This window comes from Pseudomonas sp. ESBL9 (assembly GCF_036668715.1).
Classification (GTDB): Bacteria; Pseudomonadota; Gammaproteobacteria; order Pseudomonadales; family Pseudomonadaceae; genus Aquipseudomonas; species Aquipseudomonas lundensis.
Genome location: NZ_JAZEVV010000006.1, coordinates 270,748 through 289,650 on the forward strand (window position 1 = coordinate 270,748; position 18,903 = coordinate 289,650).

The following is an 18,903-nucleotide window of genomic DNA, read 5'->3' on the forward strand; positions in this document are numbered from 1 at the left end:
CCGTGTGAAAGGGATTTTTGGGGCGGGCTATGTACACAGGGATGACAGGGCTGGCGCTGGGGTTGATGGCGTTAAGGTATTTGCCGGTACTGCCCCCGGCAGGGTGGTTAGGGGTGTTGTGCGGCCTTGCAGTAGGGCTGATGTTTTTTCGAACGTACCCGGTCGGGTTGTGGCTGCTGGGGTTGGTGTGGGCATGCGTGCAGGGGCAGTCGGCACTGGATGACCGTCTGTCGGATGCCCTCGACGGTCGCACCCTCTGGATTGAAGGGCGGGTGACTGGGTTGCCGCAACGCACGGCGTCCTACGTGGGGTTTGACATCGATACGCCCGTCTCTCGTCGGGCTGAGTTGCCGCGCACGCTTCGCTTGAGCTGGCAAGGTGGTCCGCCGGTTAACAGTGGCGAACGCTGGCGCCTGGCCGTGAAGCTGAAAAAGCCGCGGGGTCTGCTTAATCCTCAGGGGTTTGATTACGAGGCGTGGTTGCTCAGCAAGCGGATAGGCGCAACCGGAACGGTCAAGGATGGGCAGCGGCTGGCGACAGCCTCTTCTGCGTGGCGTGACGGGTTGCGTCAACGTTTGTTGAGTGTCGAGGCCCATGGCCGGGCGCCCTGGCTGGCGGCGCTGGTGATGGGGGACGGCTCCGGTCTGGACCGCGAAGACTGGAAGCTGTTGCAAACCACAGGCACCGTACATTTATTGGTGATCTCGGGGCAGCACATCGGTTTGTTTGCCGGATTGCTCTACGGACTGATCGCACTGTTCGCGCGTTATGGCATATGGCCCCGAGGCTGGCCGTGGCTGCCTTGGGCGTGTGGCCTGGCGTTTGTGGGGGCGGTCAGTTATGGCCTGTTGGCCGGATTTGAAGTGCCAGTGCAGCGCGCCTGCGTGATGCTGGGCCTGGTGCTGTTATGGCGTCTGCGCTTTCGGCATTTAGGGGTGTGGTTGCCATTTTTGCTGGCGTTGAATGCGGTGTTGCTGGTGGAGCCGTTAGCCAGCCTGATGCCTGGTTTTTGGCTTTCATTTACAGCGGTTGCCGTGCTGATTTTTACGTTCAGCGGGCGTTTGGGGGCGTGGAGTCAGTGGTCTGCCTGGACAAGGCCCCACGGCCTGATTGCCCTGGGGCTGTTTCCCGTGATGTGGGCCTTGGCGTTACCCGTGAGTGCGACCGGCCCGCTGGCGAACCTGGTGGCGGTGCCGTGGATCAGCCTGCTGGTGTTGCCCTCAGCGTTGCTGGGCACCTTCTTGCTGCCCGTGCCCTGGCTGGGAGAGGGGTTGCTTTGGGTGTCCGGGGGGCTGCTGGACGTGTTGATACGCGGTTTGACCTGGTTGGCGGGGACGTTCCCGGCCTGGTTGCCGCCAGCCGTACCGATCGGCATTTGGGCGCTGACGGCGGCAGGGGTTGTGATGCTGCTGTTGCCGGCGGGCGTTGCGCTGAGGCCATTGGGTTGGCCGCTGCTGGCATTGGCGTTTCTTGCGCCGCGCGAGCAGGTCCCGCACGGTCAGGTTGAGGTCTGGCAACTGGACGTCGGGCAAGGGTTGGCCATGCTGTTGCGCACGCGCCACCACACCCTGCTTTATGACGCGGGCCCCACGCTCCGGGATCTGGATCAGGGGGAGCGGGTGGTCGTGCCTTTTCTGCGCTCGCAAGGCATCCATGAGCTGGATTTGATGCTGATCAGCCATGCCGACTCAGACCACGCAGGGGGTGCGTTGGCGGTCCGGCGAGCGCTGAACGTCAAGCAGGTGATCAGCGGCGACGTACCGGGTTTGCCCGCTCAGTTACAGGCTCAACCTTGCGCCGCGCAAGACGGCTGGGAGTGGGACGGTGTGCGCTTCTCGCTTTGGCAATGGCCGGACGCCAGCAACGGCAACCAAAAGTCCTGTGTGCTCTTGGTACAGGCTGGCGATGAGCGGCTATTGCTGACCGGAGACATCGACGCGCAGGCTGAGCGGGCTTTTTTGCGCAGCCCTTTGGCGGTCCCGGTGCAGTGGTTGCAAGCTCCGCATCACGGCAGCCGCACCTCGTCGTCCCGGGTGTTTCTGAACGCGCTGTCTGCGCAGCATGTCTTGATTTCACGCGGGGCTGGCAACAGTTTTGGTCACCCGCACCCTCAGGTATTGGCTCGCTACCGGGCGTTGGGCATGACGGTGCTCGACAGTGCAGAACAAGGCGCCGTGCGTTTGAGCCTGGGGGCGAAGGGGGTGGCTCTGGGCGAGCGTCAACAACGCAGGTTCTGGCGCCTTGACGGGTGACAGGGGTTTTGTGCGTGCCTGAGCGGCGAGCCAATCCTATGGTAGAGTGGCGCACTTTTTCGAGGGGATTGTCACTGTGTGGGAACTGGTCAAATCCGGTGGCTGGATGATGCTGCCGATCATTCTGAGCTCTGTTGCCGCGCTGGGCATTATTGTCGAGCGTCTTTGGACATTACGCGCCAGCCGCGTGACGCCGCCTCATCTCTTGGGGCAAGTTTGGGTCTGGATCAAAGACAAGCAGCTGGACAAAGAGAAACTCAAACAACTGCGTGCTGATTCCCCGCTGGGTGAAATCCTTGCGGCGGGTCTGGCCAATTCCCGGCACGGCCGCGAGATCATGAAAGAGTGCATTGAGGAGGCGGCTGCCCGTGTGATTCACGAGCTGGAGCGCTACCTCAACGCGCTGGGCACGATCGCCGCGATGGCCCCGTTGCTGGGCCTGTTGGGCACAGTACTGGGCATGATCGATATTTTCAGCTCGTTCATGGGTTCGGGCATGACCACCAATGCTGCAATCCTGGCAGGCGGTATCTCCAAAGCGTTGATCACCACGGCAGCGGGCCTGATGGTGGGTATCCCGGCGGTGTTCTTCCATCGTTTCCTGCAGCGTCGCGTCGACGAGCTGGTGGTCGGCATGGAGCAGGAAGCCATCAAACTGGTTGAAGTCGTTCAAGGCGACCGCGAAGTCGACATGGCCGGGAGCACAGCGTGAAATTTCGCCGCAAGCCACGAGAAACGGTGGATATCAACCTCGCTTCGCTGATCGACGTGGTGTTTATCCTGCTGCTGTTTTTCGTCGTGACCACCACCTTCACCCGTGAAACCCAACTGCGGGTTGACCTGCCTGAAGCGGTGAGTGGCTCCCCGAGCGAAGATCAAACCGTTAAACAGCTGGATATCGCCATCAGCGCGGACGGCGTGTTTTCGGTGAATAACCAGTTATTGCCGAAAAATGATCTGGCCAGCCTGATGCAAGCCCTGCAGAAAGAATCCGGCGGGGACACGTCATTGCCGTTGTCGATCAGTGCGGATGGCAAAACCCAGCACCAGGCCGTGGTAACCGCCATGGATGCAGCGGGTAAGCTGGGGTTCAGCCATTTGCGCATGACCACGGTCGAGGCGCAGGCGAATCCCTGATGGCCATGTCCGATCGTTTGTTGCGGGCCTGGTACACCGGGCACCCCTTGCTGACACTATTAAGACCGCTCGAATGCCTCTACCGGCGTGTGGTGAACGGCAAGCGTGCGCGTTTTATGGCCGGGCAGGGCGACATTTATCGAGCCCCGGTGCCTGTCGTAGTCGTGGGCAATATCACCGTGGGAGGCACAGGCAAAACGCCTTTGATCCTGTGGCTGATCGCGCATTGCCAACGTAAAGGGCTGCGGGTCGGGGTGGTCAGCCGGGGATACGGCGCCAGACCGGGGCAGTTCCCTTGGCGGGTCACGGCGGATCAACCGGCCGCAGAGGCGGGGGATGAGCCGTTGTTGATTGTGCAGCGCACGGGTGTGCCGTTAATGATCGATCCGGATCGCAGCCGTGCGGTGAAAACGCTGTTGGCCACCGAGCCGCTGGACGTGATCCTGTCTGATGACGGTCTGCAACATTACCGGCTGGCCCGCGATCTGGAACTGGTACTGATCGATAACGCGCGCGGCCTGGGTAACGGCCGCTGCCTGCCAGCCGGCCCACTGCGTGAACCGGCCGAACGCCTCAGCAGTGTCGATGCGGTGCTGTACAACGGCGCCCAAACAGACCCTGCCCTAGGTTTTGCCTTTCAGTTGCAGCCGACAGCGCTCATCAACGTGCGCACGGGTGAGCGTCAGGCACTGGATTATTTTCCTCCTGAGCAAGCACTGCACGCGGTGGCCGGTATCGGTAACCCGCAGCGTTTTTTCAAAACCCTTGAAACGCTACACTGGCGGCCAATTGCCCACGCGTTTGCCGACCATGCGCCCTACAGTGCTGAAGTTCTGAATTTCAAGCCGGACTTGCCGCTGGTCATGACGGAGAAGGATGCGGTGAAATGCCGCGACTTTGCCGCGCCGAACTGGTGGTATCTGGCGGTAGACGCTGTACCTTCAGAGGCCTTCGCGCTCTGGTTGGATCAACAGTTGTTGCGTCTTTTGCCTGATCGTTTTTTGCCCTAACTCATCTTTATTCAGGGAAACCTTATGGACACCAAATTGCTCGACATCCTTGCCTGCCCGGTTTGCAAAGGCCCGCTCAAGCTCAGCGCCGACAAAACGGAGCTGATCAGCAAGGGCGCCGGTCTTGCGTACCCGATCCGTGATGGCATTCCGGTCATGCTGGAAACCGAAGCCCGCACCCTCACCGATGATGAGCGTCTGGATAAATGATTCCGGTTTTTACGGTCGTCATCCCCTCGCGTTTTGCCTCGACGCGTTTGCCCGGCAAGCCGTTGCAAATGATTGCGGGCAAACCCATGGTCCAGCATGTTTGGGAACAGGCGTGCAAAAGCAGTGCGCAGCGTGTTGTGGTTGCCACCGATGACGCGCGCATCGTCGAAGCCTGCAAGGCGTTTGGCGCCGAGGTGCTGTTGACCCGGGCCGACCATGAGTCAGGCACCGATCGTCTGGCCGAAGTGGCCACGCAATTGGGCCTGGCCAGTGATGCGATCGTGGTCAACGTTCAGGGTGATGAGCCGCTGATCCCGCCGCAAGTGATTGACCAGGTGGCTGTCAACCTCGCGGCCCATGGTGAAGCCAGCATGGCCACCCTGGCCGAGCCGATTGAAGACGTCGCGACCCTGTTCAACCCGAACGTGGTCAAAGTGGTCAGCGATGTCAACGGGCTGGCCCTGACGTTTAGCCGTGCCACATTGCCGTGGGCGCGTGACGATTTTGCCCTGAGCACCGAGCGTTTGCCTGAGGGCGTGCCTTACCGCCGACACATCGGGATCTACGCCTACCGGGCGGGCTTCCTGCATGACTTCGTCAGCTGGGGGCCGTGCTGGCTTGAAAACACCGAGCGCCTGGAGCAACTGCGGGCGTTGTGGCATGGCGTGCGGATTCATGTGGCCGATGTGCTGCAAGCCCCCCCTGCGGGAGTCGACACCCCTGAAGACCTTGAGCGCGTTCGGCGTTTGTTGGAGGCGTGATGCGCATCCTGTTTGTATGCCTGGGCAATATTTGCCGTTCGCCAACGGCCGAAGGTGTGCTGCGCCACAGACTTCAGCAGGCGGGTCTGGAGGGGCAGATTGAAGTGGCGTCGGCCGGGACTGGCGGCTGGCATGCTGGCGAGCCGCCGGACAAGCGCACGCAACGGGCCGCTCTGCGGCGGGGCTATGACCTGTCGCAGCAACGAGCGCAACAGGTTCGTGCGCAGGATTTCGAGCGCTATGACCTGATTCTGGCGATGGATAACAGCAACCTGCGGGACCTCAAGGCCCTACAGCCTGCCAAGGGCAAGGCTGAGCTGGATCTGTTCCTGCGTCGGTATCAGGGCGTGAAACATGAAGTTCCCGACCCTTATTACGACGGTGAACAAGGGTTCGAAGAAGTGCTGGACTTGATAGAAGCGGCCTGTGATGGGCTGGTGATCGAATTGAAGGGACGTGTATGAGTTTGCAGTTGCAGGTTGATGCGTCGCTCAAACCGTTCAACAGCTTCGGTGTCGATGTGCGTGCGCGGCTGTTTGCCGAGGCGCACAACGACGACGAGGTGCGTGAAGCGTTGCAATATTGCGCCGAGCGCGAATTACCCTTGCTGGTCATTGGCGGTGGCAGCAACGTGCTGCTGACTCAGGATGTTCAGGCGCTGGTCTTGCGCATGGCCACCCGCGGCATTCGGGTGATCGAGGATGGCGGGCAGCGTGTGGTGGTCGAGGCCGAGGCGGGCGAGGTATGGCATGCCTTTGTCTTGTGGACCCTGGCCCAGGGGTTCGCCGGGCTTGAGAATCTGAGTCTGATCCCCGGTACGGTCGGCGCTGCACCGATGCAGAACATTGGCGCCTACGGGGTGGAGATCAAGGATGTGTTTGCCGGGCTGACGGCGCTGGATCGTCAAACGGGCCAGCTGCGTGATTTCACGCTCGAGGAATGCAACTTTGGTTACCGCGACAGCGTGTTCAAACAGCATCCGGGGCGCTGGTTGATTTTACGGGTCCGTTTTGCCCTGAGCCGCGCTGCCCGTTTGCACCTGGAGTACGGCCCGGTACGCCAGAGACTGAGCGAACAAGGTATCCATCAGCCGACGGCCGCGGATGTCAGTCGCGCCATCAGCAGCATCCGCAGCGAAAAACTGCCTGATCCAGCGGTGCTTGGCAATGCCGGGAGTTTCTTCAAAAACCCTGTGGTGTCCTCAGCACTGGCGGCTGAGCTGAAATTGACCCACCCCAACCTCGTCGGCTATCCGCAACCCGATGGCCAGGTCAAGCTGGCGGCCGGGTGGTTGATCGAGACGGCTGGCTGGAAAGGCTTCCGGGAAGAAGATGCAGGCGTCCATCGCTTGCAGTCGCTGGTGTTGGTCAACTATGGCGCGGCAACTGGTGTGCAATTGTTATCGCTGGCGCAGCGCATTCAGGAAGACATCGCCCGGCGGTTCAATGTGCAGCTTGAGATGGAACCCAATCTGTATTGATGAGCGCCTTCGCGGCGTCATTGGCAGTGCCCTGAGGACATTCAATGAAACATAAGCCTGCATGGGCCCTGGCGTTGACTCTGGTGGCGCTGTCGGGGTGCACCACTGCACCTCCGCGGGATCAGGGCAACCTGTGCAACATCTACCGGCAATACCCGCGCTGGTATGAAGATTCCCTTGCTATGCAGAGTCAATGGGGCACACCGCCCCAGGTGGCGATGGCAATCATGAAGCAGGAGAGCAGTTTCGTGGCCGACGCGCTGCCACCGCGTGCTTATCTGTTGTGGGTCATCCCCTGGGGGCGTGTGAGTCCTTCCTACGGATATGCTCAGGCTCAGCCTCCCGCCTGGAGTGACTTTGAAAGAAGCACCGGCAAAAGTGGGTCGCGGGACAACTTTGCGGACGCCATCCGCTTTATCGGCTGGTATACGGCGGGCACGCAACAGCAGTTGGGGATTTCCAAGTGGGATGCTTATAACCAGTATTTGGCCTATCACGAAGGTCGAGGGGGCTACAGTCGCGGGACTTACCGCGCCAAGCCCTGGCTGATGCAGGTCGCGCGCAAAGTTGAGCAGCAGTCCAGAACCTACGGTGCGCAGCTTAACCAGTGCCGCGGCGAGTTAGAGAGCAAGCGTCGTTCATTCTGGTTCTTCTAAGATTTGACGGACATTAAAAAGCCCCGCCTGATTGCTCAGGCGGGGCTTTTTAACAGCGGCTGGAATCAGGCGAGGGGCTTAGGCTCGTGTTCTTCTTCCAGGGCTTTAGGGTTTTGCTCGATCAGGTCTTCGACGGAACGCAGGTTTTCGTCGACGGTTGGCGTCGTGTGCTCTGCAACGGCCTCGGTAGCTTGCGCTTGAGCAGCGGCTGCGGCAGCAGCGGCTTCACGCTTGCGGCGACGCACTTCACGTGGGTCGTTAGGGGCGCGACCGTTGCTGGTCAGGGCACTTGCCACAGGCGCTGCAACGACAGCCACTTCAACCACCTCAGCCTTCACAATCACTTCAACCGGTTCTGGTTGGGCGATTACTTCAGGTTCAGCAGGCTGCGGCGCAGCGGGTGCTTCCTCAATCATCACAGGCTCGGCAACGGGTTCGCGCAGGGTACGCGCTTCCTTGACGGGCTCAGGACGCTTTTCAAAAGCAGGCTTTTCAACGACTGGCGCTTGTACAACCGGCGTCTCTGCCGCTGGGGCCTCTGCAACAGGCTCTGCTGTCAGTTCGACGGGTGCTTCAATCACAGGCGCAGGCTCGGAAGCGGCCTTGATCTGAGGCTGAGTCTCTTGGGCCGGAGCCACTTCAACTTCAGGCGCTTTAACCGCTTCGACCGGTGTTGTGGCTTCAATCACGGGAGTTTCAACGACTGGCGCTTGCGCTACCGGTGTTTCAACAACAGGCGTTTCAACAACCGGTGCCGAAGCAGCGGGCGTCTCAACAATCGCCACGGCCTTGGTTTGCTCTGCAACTACGGTTTCAGCCGGAGCCGATTCCTGGGTTGCCGCGGTCGCCCGTTCGGCTTGCTGATTGGCCTGGGCTTCAGCCGGGGCGCTGATTACAGTGCTGGCAACGGCTTCTGTCACGGCCAGACCGGCCGCCAGTTCAGCTGTGGTGGCTGGCGCGTTTTCAGCTTTGGCTTCTTCACTGCCTTCTTCCGAGCCTTCGATCACATTGCCGTTGGCATCACGTTGGCGCTCGCGACGATTGCTGCGACGACGCTGACCGCGTGAGCGGCGACGTGGGCGATCGCCCTCGGCGTTGTCCTGGGAATCATCCTGGATTTGTTCAGCGTTGCTCAGAGCGGCTTCGTCTTCGACAGCAGGCGCGGCTTGCTCTGTGCGAGGGGCGCGTTCTTCACGTGGCGGGCGAGGTTGACGCTCTTCACGGGGTGGGCGGGCCGGGCGTTCTTGCTCAGGGGTGATGGCCGGCGCGGCATCCAGAGGTTCGCGCAATTCACGTACGCGCTCTTCACGTTCGCCACGCGGCTTGCGGTCTTCACGCGGTGCGCGTGGAGCGCGCTCTTCACGAGGCGGACGAGGTTGACGCTCTTCACGGGCTACAACCGGTGTCTCTTCACGAGGTTCACGGGCTTCACGCGGCTCACGTGGGGCGCGCTCTTCACGCGGTGCACGCTCTTCGCGAGGTTTGCGCTCTTCGTCGCGGCGACCGTTGCGATTGCGGCTTTGCTGACGGCCGTTGCGACGCTCTTCGTTACGCTGCGGACGTTCAGTGGCCGGTTTTTCAACCACGGTCGGCGCCGGTGCTGGTTCTTCCTTGGAGGCAAACAGGCTGACCAGTGACTTCACCAGGCCTTTGAACAGGCTTGGTTCGGCGATGGTTGGCGCGGGAGCCGGTGCAGCGGCAGCAGCTTCGGTCGGGACCGGCGCCGAGGTGCGGGCCGGGGCTGTCTTGACGGCAGCTTCCTGACGAACCAGGGTGCGGGTGGCAGCAGCCGGCTGAACTTCTTCCACTTCAGCGGCAGCCGCGGCGATTTCATAGCTGGACTGATTGGTGTGGGCTTCCGGGCTGTCATCACGCAGGCGCTGCACTTCGAAGTGAGGCGTTTCGAGGTGGTCGTTCGGCAGAATGACGATGCGTGCGCGAGTCCGCAGTTCGATCTTGGTGATCGAGTTGCGTTTTTCGTTAAGCAGGAACGCAGCAACCGGGATTGGCACCTGGGCACGAACTTCGGCAGTACGGTCTTTCAGGGCTTCTTCTTCGATCAGGCGCAGGATGGCCAGCGACAGGGACTCGACGTCGCGGATGATGCCGGTGCCGTTGCAGCGCGGGCATACGATGCCGCTGCTTTCGCCCAGAGAAGGACGCAGACGCTGACGGGACATTTCCAGCAAGCCGAAGCGCGAGATGCGGCCGACCTGTACGCGGGCGCGGTCTGCTTCCAGGCATTCGCGGACTTTCTCTTCCACGGCGCGCTGGTTTTTGGCAGGGGTCATGTCGATGAAGTCGATGACGATCAGGCCGCCGATGTCGCGCAGGCGCAACTGGCGAGCGATTTCTTCAGCCGCTTCAAGGTTGGTTTGCAGGGCAGTTTCTTCGATATCGCTGCCTTTGGTGGCGCGCGCCGAGTTGATGTCGATGGACACCAGGGCTTCGGTCGGGTCGATAACGATGGAGCCGCCGGAAGGCAGTTCAACGACGCGCTGGAAAGCGGTCTCGATCTGGCTTTCGATCTGGAAACGATTGAACAGCGGAACGCTGTCTTCGTAGAGTTTGATTTTGCTGGCGTACTGCGGCATCACCTGGCGAATGAATGTCAGGGCTTCGTCCTGGGCTTCAACGCTGTCGATCAGAACTTCGCCGATGTCCTGGCGCAGGTAATCGCGGATGGCACGGATGATGACGTTGCTTTCCTGGTAGATCAGGAACGGGGCAGCGCGGTCCAGCGAGGCTTCTTTGATGGCGGTCCACAGTTGCAGCAGGTAGTCGAGGTCCCACTGCATTTCTTCGCTGCTGCGGCCCAGGCCGGCAGTGCGCACGATCAGGCCCATGTCGGCAGGGGCGATCAGGCCGTTCAGCGCTTCACGCAGTTCGTTGCGCTCTTCGCCTTCAATGCGGCGCGAGATGCCGCCAGCGCGCGGGTTGTTCGGCATCAGAACCAGGTAACGGCCGGCCAGGCTGATGAACGTGGTCAGGGCTGCGCCCTTGTTGCCACGCTCTTCTTTCTCGACCTGAACGATGACTTCCTGGCCTTCGCTCAGGACGTCCTTGATATTGACGCGGCCTTCAGGGGCTTTCTTGAAGTATTCGCGGGAGATTTCTTTGAGGGGCAGGAAGCCGTGGCGCTCAGAGCCGAAATCGACAAAGGCAGCCTCAAGGCTGGGTTCGATGCGAGTAATACGGCCTTTGTAGATGTTGGCTTTCTTTTGCTCGCGCGCACCTGACTCGATGTCCAGGTCATAGAGGCGTTGGCCATCTACCAGTGCTACGCGCAACTCTTCAGGTTGAGTTGCGTTAATCAGCATTCTTTTCATGTTGTACCGTCGGTTTCCGGGCTGCCGGAAACGGCGTTCGGCACACACGACTTCTCATGGTCGGTGTCAGGTGCGTCAGGAGTAGTTGGCCACTCCAGTGTCCAGCGAGGTTCAACCCGGAGGCCGAAGTCGCGACTAACGCGTCCTGCTTGCTGTGGTGCTAATGCACCGCCTTAAGCAAAAGTCTGGTCAGGAGGAGGAATCAACCGGCGGCTGTGGACGAGATGAAGCGTCTTGATAAAGCCTATTGCTACACAGTCCGGCGGTTGTGCATCTCCACCCTACACGTATCCCTGATAATTCGGGTGCTGCCGCGCGCAGAATCCGCAGCGGGTTGGCATTTACCGTGAACTCCAAAAGGGGAGGCCACGCATCATGGCTAATAAAGGCGAAGTTTCCGAAACGTTCGCTCGGCATCCCCGGGGCTGACTGCACTTTGTGAACTGGCCGTGAATATCGGCGTAAAAGGCGAGTTTGCACTCTGCTTTCCAGGCTCGCTTCAGGCCTCATGTCACCTGCGCTTGTTACAACTCCAGGCATTCCGTTGCAGCAAAAGTCCCGTAGGACGGCCTCGCGTCCTCGTGAAGAGCGTTGGTCAGGGCCGGCGATACACCGTTAATCCGCTGTCCGGGCCGCTTTTGGCGGCGTTCGCGACTATAGCAGCAATGATTAAGTGCTTCAATTCCATAAAAAATTGTTATCATCCGCGCCATGACGACGACTACCCCCCCGACCCCCAGCGTCCAGCTGCTTGAGGTCTCGCCGGAATATGCCGGCCAACGCATTGATAACTTTCTTCTTGCTCGCCTCAAAGGTGTTCCCAAGACCTTGATTTACCGCATTTTGCGTAAAGGCGAAGTGCGCGTGAACAAGGGCCGGATCAAGCCTGAGTACAAGCTTCAGGCGGGCGATATCGTGCGCGTGCCCCCTGTGCGAGTCCCTGAGCGCGATGAGCCTGTGCCGTTGGCGCAAGGGCTGTTGCAGCGGCTTGAAGCGGCGATTGTCTACGAAGACAAGGCCTTGATTGTGCTGAACAAGCCCGCGGGCATTGCGGTGCATGGGGGCAGCGGTCTTAATTTCGGCGTTATTGAAGCCTTTCGTCAGTTGCGCCCCGATGTCAAAGAGTTGGAGCTGGTGCATCGTCTCGACCGTGATACCTCGGGTCTGCTGATGATCGCCAAAAAACGCAGCATGTTGCGTCACTTGCATGAAGCGTTGCGTGGCGACGGTATCGACAAGCGCTACATGGCACTGGTGCGCGGTCATTGGGCGTCTTCCATCAAGCAGGTGCGTGCGCCGCTGATGAAAAGCAACTTGCGTTCCGGCGAGCGCATGGTGGAAGTGAATGAAGAGGGCAAGGAATCAGTCACGGTGTTTAAGGTGCTGCGTCGCTTCGGCGACTTTGCCACCCTGATTGAGGCCAAGCCCATTACCGGTCGTACCCACCAGATCCGCGTGCACACGTTGCATGCCGGGCACTGCATTGCGGGCGATACCAAGTACGGCGAAGAAGGTTTCTCGAAAGAAATTCGCGATCTGGGTGGCAAGCGTTTGTTCTTGCACGCCTACATGCTGACGGTGCCGATGCCGGATGGGGGCGAAATGAAATTTCAGGCGCCGGTCGACGACATGTGGGCCAAGACCGTGGAGCGACTGAGTGTCGTCTGAGTACAAGCTGCTGATTTTTGATTGGGATGGCACGCTGGCGGATTCCATCGGCCGTATCGTGACCTCGATGCAAGAAGCTGCGCGGCGCGCAGGGCGTGCCGAGCGTGATGATGAGGCGATCAAGGGCATTATCGGGCTGGGGTTGCCTGAGGCAATTCTGACGCTTTATCCCGATATGGCGGCAGAGCAGGTGATTGCCTTCCGTCAGCACTATGCCAATACCTATATTGCTCTGGATGCCGAGCCTTCCCCTTTGTTTGTCGGTGTGGTCGAGTCGCTTGAGGCTTTTCGTGCGCAGGGCTATCGTCTGGCTGTTGCAACAGGTAAGGCTCGGCGGGGGCTGGATCGCGTGCTCAAGGCTCACGGCTGGGAGCGTTTTTTCGACGTGACCCGCGCCGCCGATGAAACCGCCAGTAAGCCAGATCCCTTGATGCTCAATCAGATTCTCGCGCACTGCGACATGCGGCCGGAGCAGGCGCTGATGGTGGGTGATGCCTCCTTCGATCTGCTAATGGCGCGCAATGCCGGTATTGATTCGGTTGCTGTGAGTTACGGGGCTCAGTCGATTGAGCGTTTGCGCGACTTTGACCCGGTGCTGGAGGTTGATCATTTTCCCGAGTTGCGTGGCTGGTTGGAGGCGCGCGCTCATTCACGTCTTTGCTGAGGTAACGCATGGTTGATCAATGGAAGGCGCCTGTCGAGGCTGAGCCCGCCGCGGGCGATGACAAGAGCTGGAAGCTGCTGGAAAAAACCTTGCTGGCCGGTATTCAGGAGCAGCGCCGAGCGCGGCGCTGGGGGATTTTCTTCAAACTGCTCTCATTCTTGTTGCTGGTGGCTGTGCTGTTGACCTTCACGCCGGTGATGGAGATGGAGCGCAATGTCGCTTCGGGTACGCACTACAGTGCATTGATCGATGTGCGGGGTGTGATCGCCGATAAAGAGCAGGCCAGCGCCGACAATCTGGTGACCAGCCTGCAAGCGGCGTTTGACGATCCGAAGGTTAAGGGCGTGGTGCTGCGCATCAATAGTCCGGGCGGCAGTCCTGTGCAATCGGGTTACGTGTACGACGAAATACGCCGTCTGCGCGGGTTGCACCCCGAGACCAAGGTGTATGCGGTGATCTCCGATCTGGGTGCTTCAGGTGCTTATTACATTGCCAGCGCGGCCGATGAGATTTATGCCGACAAGGCCAGTCTGGTGGGTTCGATTGGTGTCACGGCGGCCGGTTTTGGATTTGTTGGTGCCATGGAGAAGCTCGGCGTGCAGCGTCGCGCTTACACCTCGGGCGAGCACAAGGCGTTTCTGGATCCGTTTGAGCCCGAAAAGCCGGATGAAACCAAGTTCTGGCAGGGCGTACTCAATATTACCCATGAGCAGTTCATTGCCAGCGTCAAACAAGGGCGCGGCGATCGTCTGAAGGATAAGGAGCATCCCGAGCTGTTTTCGGGGCTGGTCTGGACGGGGCAGCAGGCACTGCCTTTGGGGTTGATCGATGGGCTGGGTAATGCCAGTTCTGTTGCACGTGATGTGATCGGTGAGAAAGAACTGGTCGACTTTACGGTGCAAGAATCGGCGTTCGATCGTTTCTCTAAAAAGCTGGGTGCCAGCGTGGCGGAGCATATCGCCCTGTGGATGGGCTTTCAGGGCCCGACCCTTCGCTAAGGGAATGTCGCTTGAAGAGCCGACCTGAGAAGGTCGGCTTTTTTGTGTCCGGTCCAGGCGTCAGGGGATGCTGATACCTTCATTAATAAGCATGGTCACAAGGCTGATAAGCGGCAGCCCGACCAGGCTGGTGGCGTCATCGCCCTCGGTGCGTTCAAACAGGCTGACCCCGAGGCCTTCTGCTTTGAAGCTGCCAGCGCAGTCGTAGGGTTGCTCGGCATGCAGGTAGCGTTCGATCTGCTGCGTGGTGAGCGGTCGCATGTGCACGGTAAAAGGTACGCAGTCGGTCTGGTACTTGCCGGTCTGGCTGTTGAGCAGCGTCAGGCCGGTCAGGAAGCTGACGCTGGCGCCGCTGGCGTCCAGCAGTTGCTGGCGCGCATTGTCAAAGGTGTGAGGCTTGCCAAGGATCTTTGCGTCAAGGACGGCTACTTGGTCGGAACCGATGATCAGGTGCTGTGGGTGGCTGCCAGCCAGGGCTTGCGCCTTTTGCAGGGATAGGCGCCGGACCAGTTCCGTTGCGCTCTCGTCAGGGGAGTGGGCTTCGTCAATATCGGGTGAGCTGCACGTGAAAGGAAGGCGCAGGCGGTCGAGCAATTGGCGGCGATAAACCGAGCTTGAGGCGAGTAATAAAGGCAGCATGCGCGTCTCCTGAAGATGAGCGGCGATTCTAGCGGGCGTACGGGATGTCGCACAGGCACAATTTCCTTTGACAGGTGAGGGGGTCGTCCCTAGAATGCTGCGCCTATGTTGAATGACCCGATTCCACCTCACGTTGACCCGCGCAAATTGGCTGATCGTGGCACTACCCTTCAAGGTGAAGTGCTGCTGGCCGATTTGGAGAGACTCTGCGACCCGCTTTCCGACGATGTCGGTACGGTGCAGGCTAAATTTGTTTTTGAGCGCGACGAGCGAAGATCTGTGGTAATACACAGCTCCATCGACGTCGAGGTCAAGATGGTTTGCCAGCGTTGTCTTGAGCTGGTCACCCTGCCGATCCACAGCGAATGCAGTTATGCCGTGGTGAAAGAGGGTGCGAATACCCAGTCGTTACCGAAAGGTTATGACGTGCTGGAACTGGGCGAAGATCCATTGGATCTGCATGCACTGATCGAGGAGGAGCTTTTGCTCGCCTTGCCCATTGTGCCTGCTCATCATCCGGAAGAATGCCAGCAGCCGGCGGGTCTCGATGAGCCCGATCCAGGCGAGGACGAGGTAACGCGGTCCAACCCGTTCAGTGTATTGGCGCAGTTAAAGCGTGACCCAAACGTTTAGGAGTTAATCAATTATGGCTGTTCAGCAGAACAAAAAATCCCGCTCTGCCCGTGACATGCGTCGTTCGCACGATGCTCTTTCGGCTAGCACGCTGTCTGTAGAAAAAACCACCGGTGAAATTCACCTGCGTCACCACGTATCGCCAGAAGGCGTATACCGTGGTCGTAAAGTGATCGACAAGGGCGCTGACGAGTAATCACTTGTCCGTTCAGGTCATCGCGATCGACGCAATGGGCGGGGACTTCGGTCCCCGCAGCATTGTTCAGGCATGTATCGCTTGCCTATCTGCTACGCCCTCGCTTCACCTGACCCTCGTAGGTCAACCCTCCGTACTTGAAGATTTGATCGCCAGTCACTCGGCTGTGGATCGCTCGCGCCTGACCATTACTCCTGCCTCCGAAGTCATTGCCATGAGTGAACGGCCGTCCCATGCCTTGCGTGGTAAGCCGGATTCTTCCATGCGTGTGGCGCTGGAATTGTTGCGTGATGGCAAAGTGCAAGCGTGTGTGAGTTCCGGCAATACGGGTGCATTAATGGCCCTGTCGCGGTTTGTCCTTAAAACCCTGCCGGGTATTGATCGTCCGGCAATGGTTGCGGCAGTGCCCACGCAGGCAGGCTATTGTCAGTTGCTGGATCTCGGGGCCAATGTCGACTGCACTGCGCAGCAGTTGTTTCAGTTTGCCGTGATGGGGTCGGTGGCTGCGCAGGCGCTGGGTACACAACGCCCGCGCGTGGCGCTGCTCAATATTGGCACGGAAGACATCAAGGGCAATCAGCAGGTCAAGGAGGCCGCCAGTCTGCTTCAGGCTGCGCCGGGTTTGAATTACATCGGTTTTGTCGAGGGTGATGGGCTGTATCGGGGTGAAGCGGACGTCGTCGTGTGCGACGGATTTGTCGGCAATATCCTGCTCAAGTCCAGCGAAGGTCTGGCCACCATGATTGGTGGCCGCATTGAAGCCTTGTTCAAGCGCACGCTTTTGGGTCGTTTTGTCGGTGTGCTGGCCTTGCCTTTGTTGCGCCGCCTGCAGGCTGATCTGGCGCCTGCCCGGCACAACGGGGCGAGTTTTCTAGGGTTGCAGGGCATTGTGATCAAGAGTCACGGTTCGGCAGGTGCTCAGGGCTTTCAAAGTGCGATAGAGCGCGCATTGATTGAAATCCATGAAGACCTGCCAAAGCGTTTACATGGGCGTCTTGAAGGGTTGTTACCGTAGGCGTTTTGCCGGCCGAGTGCTTAAATGTGACCGCTCGGTCCAAACAGCCATCCAACTGTCAGTTTCTTGCGTCCGCAATGGCGGAACGTCAATTCACCGACGACCAGATTATTAGGGGCTTGTTACATGTCTACATCCCTCGCATTCGTCTTTCCAGGGCAGGGTTCGCAGTCCCTCGGCATGTTGGCCGAGCTGGGCGCGGCACATCCGCTGGTCCTGGAAACATTTAAAGAAGCGTCTGACGCTATGGGTTACGACCTGTGGGCGTTGACCCAGGAAGGCCCTGCCGAGAAGCTCAATCAAACTGATATTACCCAGCCTGCGATTCTGACGGCCTCGATTGCCTTGTGGCGCTTGTGGTTGGCCGAAGGTGGCAAGCGTCCTGATTATGTCGCGGGCCATAGCTTGGGCGAATACAGCGCACTGGTTGCTGCTGAATGCCTGACCCTGGCTGAAGCGGTCAAGCTGGTAGAGCGTCGTGGGCGTCTGATGCAGGAGGCCGTACCGGCCGGTCAGGGCGCCATGGCGGCGATTCTGGGCCTTGATGATGCCGTTGTTATCCAGGCATGTGCAGAGGCTGCGCAAGGCGAAGTCGTCAGTGCAGTGAACTTCAACTCGCCGGGCCAAGTGGTGATCGCCGGTGCCAAGGCGGCGGTTGAACGTGCCATGGAGCTGTGCAAGGCGGCGGGCGCCAAACGCGCCTTGCCGCTACCGGTGAGCGTACCGTCGCACTGCGAACTGATGCGCCCGGCGGCAGAACGTTTTGCCGAGTCGATTGAAGCCATTGACTGGCAAATGCCGAAGATCTCGCTGGTGCAAAACGTCAGTGCCGCTGTGGCCGGTGACCTGGACACCCTCAAGCGCGATTTGCTTGAGCAGCTGTATAAGCCTGTGCGTTGGGTTGAGTCGGTTCAATGCCTGGCGGCCAATGGCCCGGTTGATCTGGTTGAATGCGGCCCGGGCAAGGTTTTGGTCGGCATCAGCAAGCGTTGTGCTGAAGGCGTCACCACCCACAATTTGAATACCCCGGATGCCTTCGCCGCTGCGCGTGCGGCACTGGACTGAATCAGGAGAATTCTGCATGAGCTTGCAAGGTAAAGTTGCACTGGTAACAGGCGCTAGCCGTGGCATTGGCCAGGCGATCGCACTGGAGTTGGGGCGTCAGGGCGCCATCGTGATCGGCACCGCGACCTCGGCCTCTGGCGCTGAGCGCATTGCCGCGACGCTGAAAGAAAACGGTGTTCAAGGCACCGGTATGGAACTCAACGTCACCAATGACGAATCGGTTGCGGCGGTGTTGGCCAGCATTCAGGAGCAATTCGGTGCGCCGGCAATTCTGGTCAATAATGCCGGTATCACCCGCGATAACCTGATGATGCGCATGAAAGACGACGAGTGGCATGACGTTGTCGATACCAACCTGAACAGTCTGTTCCGCCTGTCCAAGGGTGTTTTGCGTGGCATGACCAAGGCTCGTTGGGGTCGAATTATCAACATTGGCTCGGTTGTGGGTGCCATGGGCAACGCAGGCCAAGTAAACTATGCCGCGGCCAAAGCCGGCCTTGAAGGTTTCAGTCGTGCTCTGGCGCGTGAAGTGGGCTCGCGCTCCATCACGGTCAACTCGGTAGCGCCCGGCTTTATCGACACCGACATGACGCGCGAATTGCCTGAAGCACAGCGTGAAGCGTTGCTGACACAGATTCCACTGGGTCGTCTGGGTCAGGCTCAAGAGATCGCGAATGTGGTGTCTTTCCTGGCTTCGGACGGCGCAGCTTACGTGACTGGGGCTACAATCCCGGTCAACGGCGGGATGTACATGAGTTAAATGTGACGGATTGCTTCAAAAAAATGTCATACGAGCTGTCTAAAATCCGTTATAAAGCTGCATCTTTTTATAGGTAGCCGGTCATTGCGGGGCACGTGCAAAGCTTTCAGTTGAAAAATTGAAAAGCCTTTAGATACACTTGCCCACTGGCCAGCTGCCTGAATTTGTCCATTAGGAGTGAAAACAAGGTATGAGCACCATCGAAGAACGCGTCAAGAAAATCGTTGCCGAGCAACTGGGCGTTAAAGAAGAAGAAGTGACCAACAGCGCTTCCTTCGTTGAAGACCTGGGTGCCGACTCCCTTGACACCGTTGAGCTTGTGATGGCTCTGGAAGAGGAATTCGAGACCGAAATTCCTGACGAAGAAGCTGAGAAGATCACTACTGTACAAGCTGCTATCGATTACGTTACTGCCCACCAGGCGTAATAG

General features: G+C 59.4%; 20 protein-coding genes. 18 read left to right on the forward strand and 2 right to left on the reverse strand.

The genetic code is table 11. From position 1 onward, the window contains the following. The first annotated feature begins 29 nt into the window (after nucleotides 1-29). The 9 genes from V6F78_RS18235 (at nucleotide 30) to V6F78_RS18275 (ending at nucleotide 7,506) form a co-directional block, all read left to right on the forward strand. Complete coding sequence (locus tag V6F78_RS18235; RefSeq protein WP_332727986.1) at nucleotides 30-2,252, forward strand: DNA internalization-related competence protein ComEC/Rec2; 2,223 nt, start codon at nucleotides 30-32, stop codon at nucleotides 2,250-2,252. A 76-nt stretch (nucleotides 2,253-2,328) separates the two neighbouring features. Then, nucleotides 2,329-2,964, forward strand: coding sequence for a MotA/TolQ/ExbB proton channel family protein (locus tag V6F78_RS18240; RefSeq protein WP_047276443.1), 636 nt, complete (start codon nucleotides 2,329-2,331; stop codon nucleotides 2,962-2,964). Beyond that, the gene (locus V6F78_RS18245; protein ID WP_047294760.1) at nucleotides 2,961-3,389 is read left to right on the forward strand and encodes an ExbD/TolR family protein; all 429 of its coding nucleotides are present in this window, start codon (nucleotides 2,961-2,963) and stop codon (nucleotides 3,387-3,389) included. The genes V6F78_RS18240 and V6F78_RS18245 overlap by 4 nt, the downstream gene beginning before the upstream one ends. Next, nucleotides 3,389-4,399 (forward strand): tetraacyldisaccharide 4'-kinase, encoded by a 1,011-nt coding sequence (gene lpxK / locus V6F78_RS18250; protein ID WP_047280948.1) that lies wholly within the window; start codon nucleotides 3,389-3,391, stop codon nucleotides 4,397-4,399. Before V6F78_RS18245 ends, lpxK begins: the two co-directional genes overlap by 1 nt. Nucleotides 4,400-4,423: 24 nt before the next feature. Next, complete coding sequence (locus V6F78_RS18255) at nucleotides 4,424-4,609, forward strand: Trm112 family protein (RefSeq protein ID WP_047276262.1); 186 nt, start codon at nucleotides 4,424-4,426, stop codon at nucleotides 4,607-4,609. After that, entirely contained in the window at nucleotides 4,606-5,370 is a 765-nt protein-coding gene (kdsB, locus tag V6F78_RS18260; protein WP_047277323.1) for a 3-deoxy-manno-octulosonate cytidylyltransferase, read from the forward strand. The genes V6F78_RS18255 and kdsB overlap by 4 nt, the downstream gene beginning before the upstream one ends. Continuing rightward, on the forward strand, nucleotides 5,370-5,834 hold the full coding sequence (locus V6F78_RS18265) for a low molecular weight protein-tyrosine-phosphatase (RefSeq protein WP_070414835.1): 465 nt from the start codon (nucleotides 5,370-5,372) through the stop codon (nucleotides 5,832-5,834). Before kdsB ends, V6F78_RS18265 begins: the two co-directional genes overlap by 1 nt. Beyond that, nucleotides 5,831-6,850: a UDP-N-acetylmuramate dehydrogenase gene (murB, locus tag V6F78_RS18270; RefSeq protein WP_047294758.1), complete on the forward strand. Its 1,020-nt coding sequence runs from the start codon at nucleotides 5,831-5,833 to the stop codon at nucleotides 6,848-6,850. Before V6F78_RS18265 ends, murB begins: the two co-directional genes overlap by 4 nt. A 44-nt stretch (nucleotides 6,851-6,894) precedes the next feature. After that, nucleotides 6,895-7,506, forward strand: coding sequence for a transglycosylase SLT domain-containing protein (locus V6F78_RS18275; RefSeq protein ID WP_047276253.1), 612 nt, complete (start codon nucleotides 6,895-6,897; stop codon nucleotides 7,504-7,506). A gap of 65 nt (nucleotides 7,507-7,571) precedes the next feature. Here the strand turns inward: V6F78_RS18275 and rne are convergent, their stop codons facing one another. Then, complete coding sequence (gene rne, locus V6F78_RS18280) at nucleotides 7,572-10,835, reverse strand: ribonuclease E (RefSeq protein ID WP_442965111.1); 3,264 nt, start codon at nucleotides 10,833-10,835, stop codon at nucleotides 7,572-7,574. 711 nt (nucleotides 10,836-11,546) lie between these two features. Here rne and rluC point away from each other — a divergent pair. The 3 genes from rluC to sppA are packed head-to-tail and all read left to right on the forward strand — an operon-like array spanning nucleotide 11,547 to nucleotide 14,165. Beyond that, nucleotides 11,547-12,503: a 23S rRNA pseudouridine(955/2504/2580) synthase RluC gene (rluC, locus tag V6F78_RS18285; protein ID WP_047276249.1), complete on the forward strand. Its 957-nt coding sequence runs from the start codon at nucleotides 11,547-11,549 to the stop codon at nucleotides 12,501-12,503. Further along, complete coding sequence (locus tag V6F78_RS18290) at nucleotides 12,493-13,167, forward strand: HAD-IA family hydrolase (protein WP_070414831.1); 675 nt, start codon at nucleotides 12,493-12,495, stop codon at nucleotides 13,165-13,167. Before rluC ends, V6F78_RS18290 begins: the two co-directional genes overlap by 11 nt. Nucleotides 13,168-13,175: 8 nt before the next feature. Further along, nucleotides 13,176-14,165, forward strand: a complete 990-nt coding sequence (gene sppA, locus V6F78_RS18295; protein WP_070414830.1) for a signal peptide peptidase SppA — start codon at nucleotides 13,176-13,178, stop codon at nucleotides 14,163-14,165. Between the two features lie 60 nt (nucleotides 14,166-14,225). On the opposite strand, the gene V6F78_RS18300 is transcribed toward sppA, so the two are convergent. After that, entirely contained in the window at nucleotides 14,226-14,804 is a 579-nt protein-coding gene (locus V6F78_RS18300; protein WP_047280945.1) for a Maf family protein, read from the reverse strand. Between the two features lie 105 nt (nucleotides 14,805-14,909). Between V6F78_RS18300 and V6F78_RS18305 the strand changes: the two genes are divergently transcribed. The 6 genes from V6F78_RS18305 (at nucleotide 14,910) to acpP (ending at nucleotide 18,900) form a co-directional block, all read left to right on the forward strand. Continuing rightward, entirely contained in the window at nucleotides 14,910-15,437 is a 528-nt protein-coding gene (locus tag V6F78_RS18305; protein ID WP_047276241.1) for a YceD family protein, read from the forward strand. Between the two features lie 13 nt (nucleotides 15,438-15,450). After that, nucleotides 15,451-15,633 (forward strand): 50S ribosomal protein L32, encoded by a 183-nt coding sequence (gene rpmF / locus V6F78_RS18310; RefSeq protein WP_003442519.1) that lies wholly within the window; start codon nucleotides 15,451-15,453, stop codon nucleotides 15,631-15,633. A gap of 4 nt (nucleotides 15,634-15,637) precedes the next feature. After that, nucleotides 15,638-16,648: a phosphate acyltransferase PlsX gene (gene plsX / locus V6F78_RS18315; RefSeq protein WP_080960227.1), complete on the forward strand. Its 1,011-nt coding sequence runs from the start codon at nucleotides 15,638-15,640 to the stop codon at nucleotides 16,646-16,648. Nucleotides 16,649-16,774: 126 nt separating this feature from the next. Beyond that, on the forward strand, nucleotides 16,775-17,713 hold the full coding sequence (gene fabD / locus V6F78_RS18320; RefSeq protein ID WP_332727988.1) for an ACP S-malonyltransferase: 939 nt from the start codon (nucleotides 16,775-16,777) through the stop codon (nucleotides 17,711-17,713). 16 nt (nucleotides 17,714-17,729) lie between these two features. Continuing rightward, the gene (fabG, locus tag V6F78_RS18325; RefSeq protein WP_047276236.1) at nucleotides 17,730-18,473 is read left to right on the forward strand and encodes a 3-oxoacyl-ACP reductase FabG; all 744 of its coding nucleotides are present in this window, start codon (nucleotides 17,730-17,732) and stop codon (nucleotides 18,471-18,473) included. A 190-nt stretch (nucleotides 18,474-18,663) separates the two neighbouring features. Next, on the forward strand, nucleotides 18,664-18,900 hold the full coding sequence (gene acpP / locus V6F78_RS18330; RefSeq protein ID WP_016973676.1) for an acyl carrier protein: 237 nt from the start codon (nucleotides 18,664-18,666) through the stop codon (nucleotides 18,898-18,900). Nucleotides 18,901-18,903: the final 3 nt, after the last annotated feature.

Coding starts and splice junctions, on each gene's coding strand:
- V6F78_RS18300 (WP_047280945.1), bottom strand. CDS start 14,804: ATGCTGCCTTTATTACTCGCCTCAAGCTCGGTTTATCGCCGCCAATTG.
- acpP (WP_016973676.1), top strand. CDS start 18,664: ATGAGCACCATCGAAGAACGCGTCAAGAAAATCGTTGCCGAGCAACTG.
- murB (WP_047294758.1), top strand. CDS start 5,831: ATGAGTTTGCAGTTGCAGGTTGATGCGTCGCTCAAACCGTTCAACAGC.
- V6F78_RS18305 (WP_047276241.1), top strand. CDS start 14,910: ATGTTGAATGACCCGATTCCACCTCACGTTGACCCGCGCAAATTGGCT.
- fabG (WP_047276236.1), top strand. CDS start 17,730: ATGAGCTTGCAAGGTAAAGTTGCACTGGTAACAGGCGCTAGCCGTGGC.
- V6F78_RS18235 (WP_332727986.1), top strand. CDS start 30: ATGTACACAGGGATGACAGGGCTGGCGCTGGGGTTGATGGCGTTAAGG.
- V6F78_RS18275 (WP_047276253.1), top strand. CDS start 6,895: ATGAAACATAAGCCTGCATGGGCCCTGGCGTTGACTCTGGTGGCGCTG.
- lpxK (WP_047280948.1), top strand. CDS start 3,389: ATGGCCATGTCCGATCGTTTGTTGCGGGCCTGGTACACCGGGCACCCC.
- V6F78_RS18255 (WP_047276262.1), top strand. CDS start 4,424: ATGGACACCAAATTGCTCGACATCCTTGCCTGCCCGGTTTGCAAAGGC.
- V6F78_RS18265 (WP_070414835.1), top strand. CDS start 5,370: ATGCGCATCCTGTTTGTATGCCTGGGCAATATTTGCCGTTCGCCAACG.
- fabD (WP_332727988.1), top strand. CDS start 16,775: ATGTCTACATCCCTCGCATTCGTCTTTCCAGGGCAGGGTTCGCAGTCC.
- rne (WP_442965111.1), bottom strand. CDS start 10,835: ATGAAAAGAATGCTGATTAACGCAACTCAACCTGAAGAGTTGCGCGTA.
- sppA (WP_070414830.1), top strand. CDS start 13,176: ATGGTTGATCAATGGAAGGCGCCTGTCGAGGCTGAGCCCGCCGCGGGC.
- rpmF (WP_003442519.1), top strand. CDS start 15,451: ATGGCTGTTCAGCAGAACAAAAAATCCCGCTCTGCCCGTGACATGCGT.
- rluC (WP_047276249.1), top strand. CDS start 11,547: ATGACGACGACTACCCCCCCGACCCCCAGCGTCCAGCTGCTTGAGGTC.
- kdsB (WP_047277323.1), top strand. CDS start 4,606: ATGATTCCGGTTTTTACGGTCGTCATCCCCTCGCGTTTTGCCTCGACG.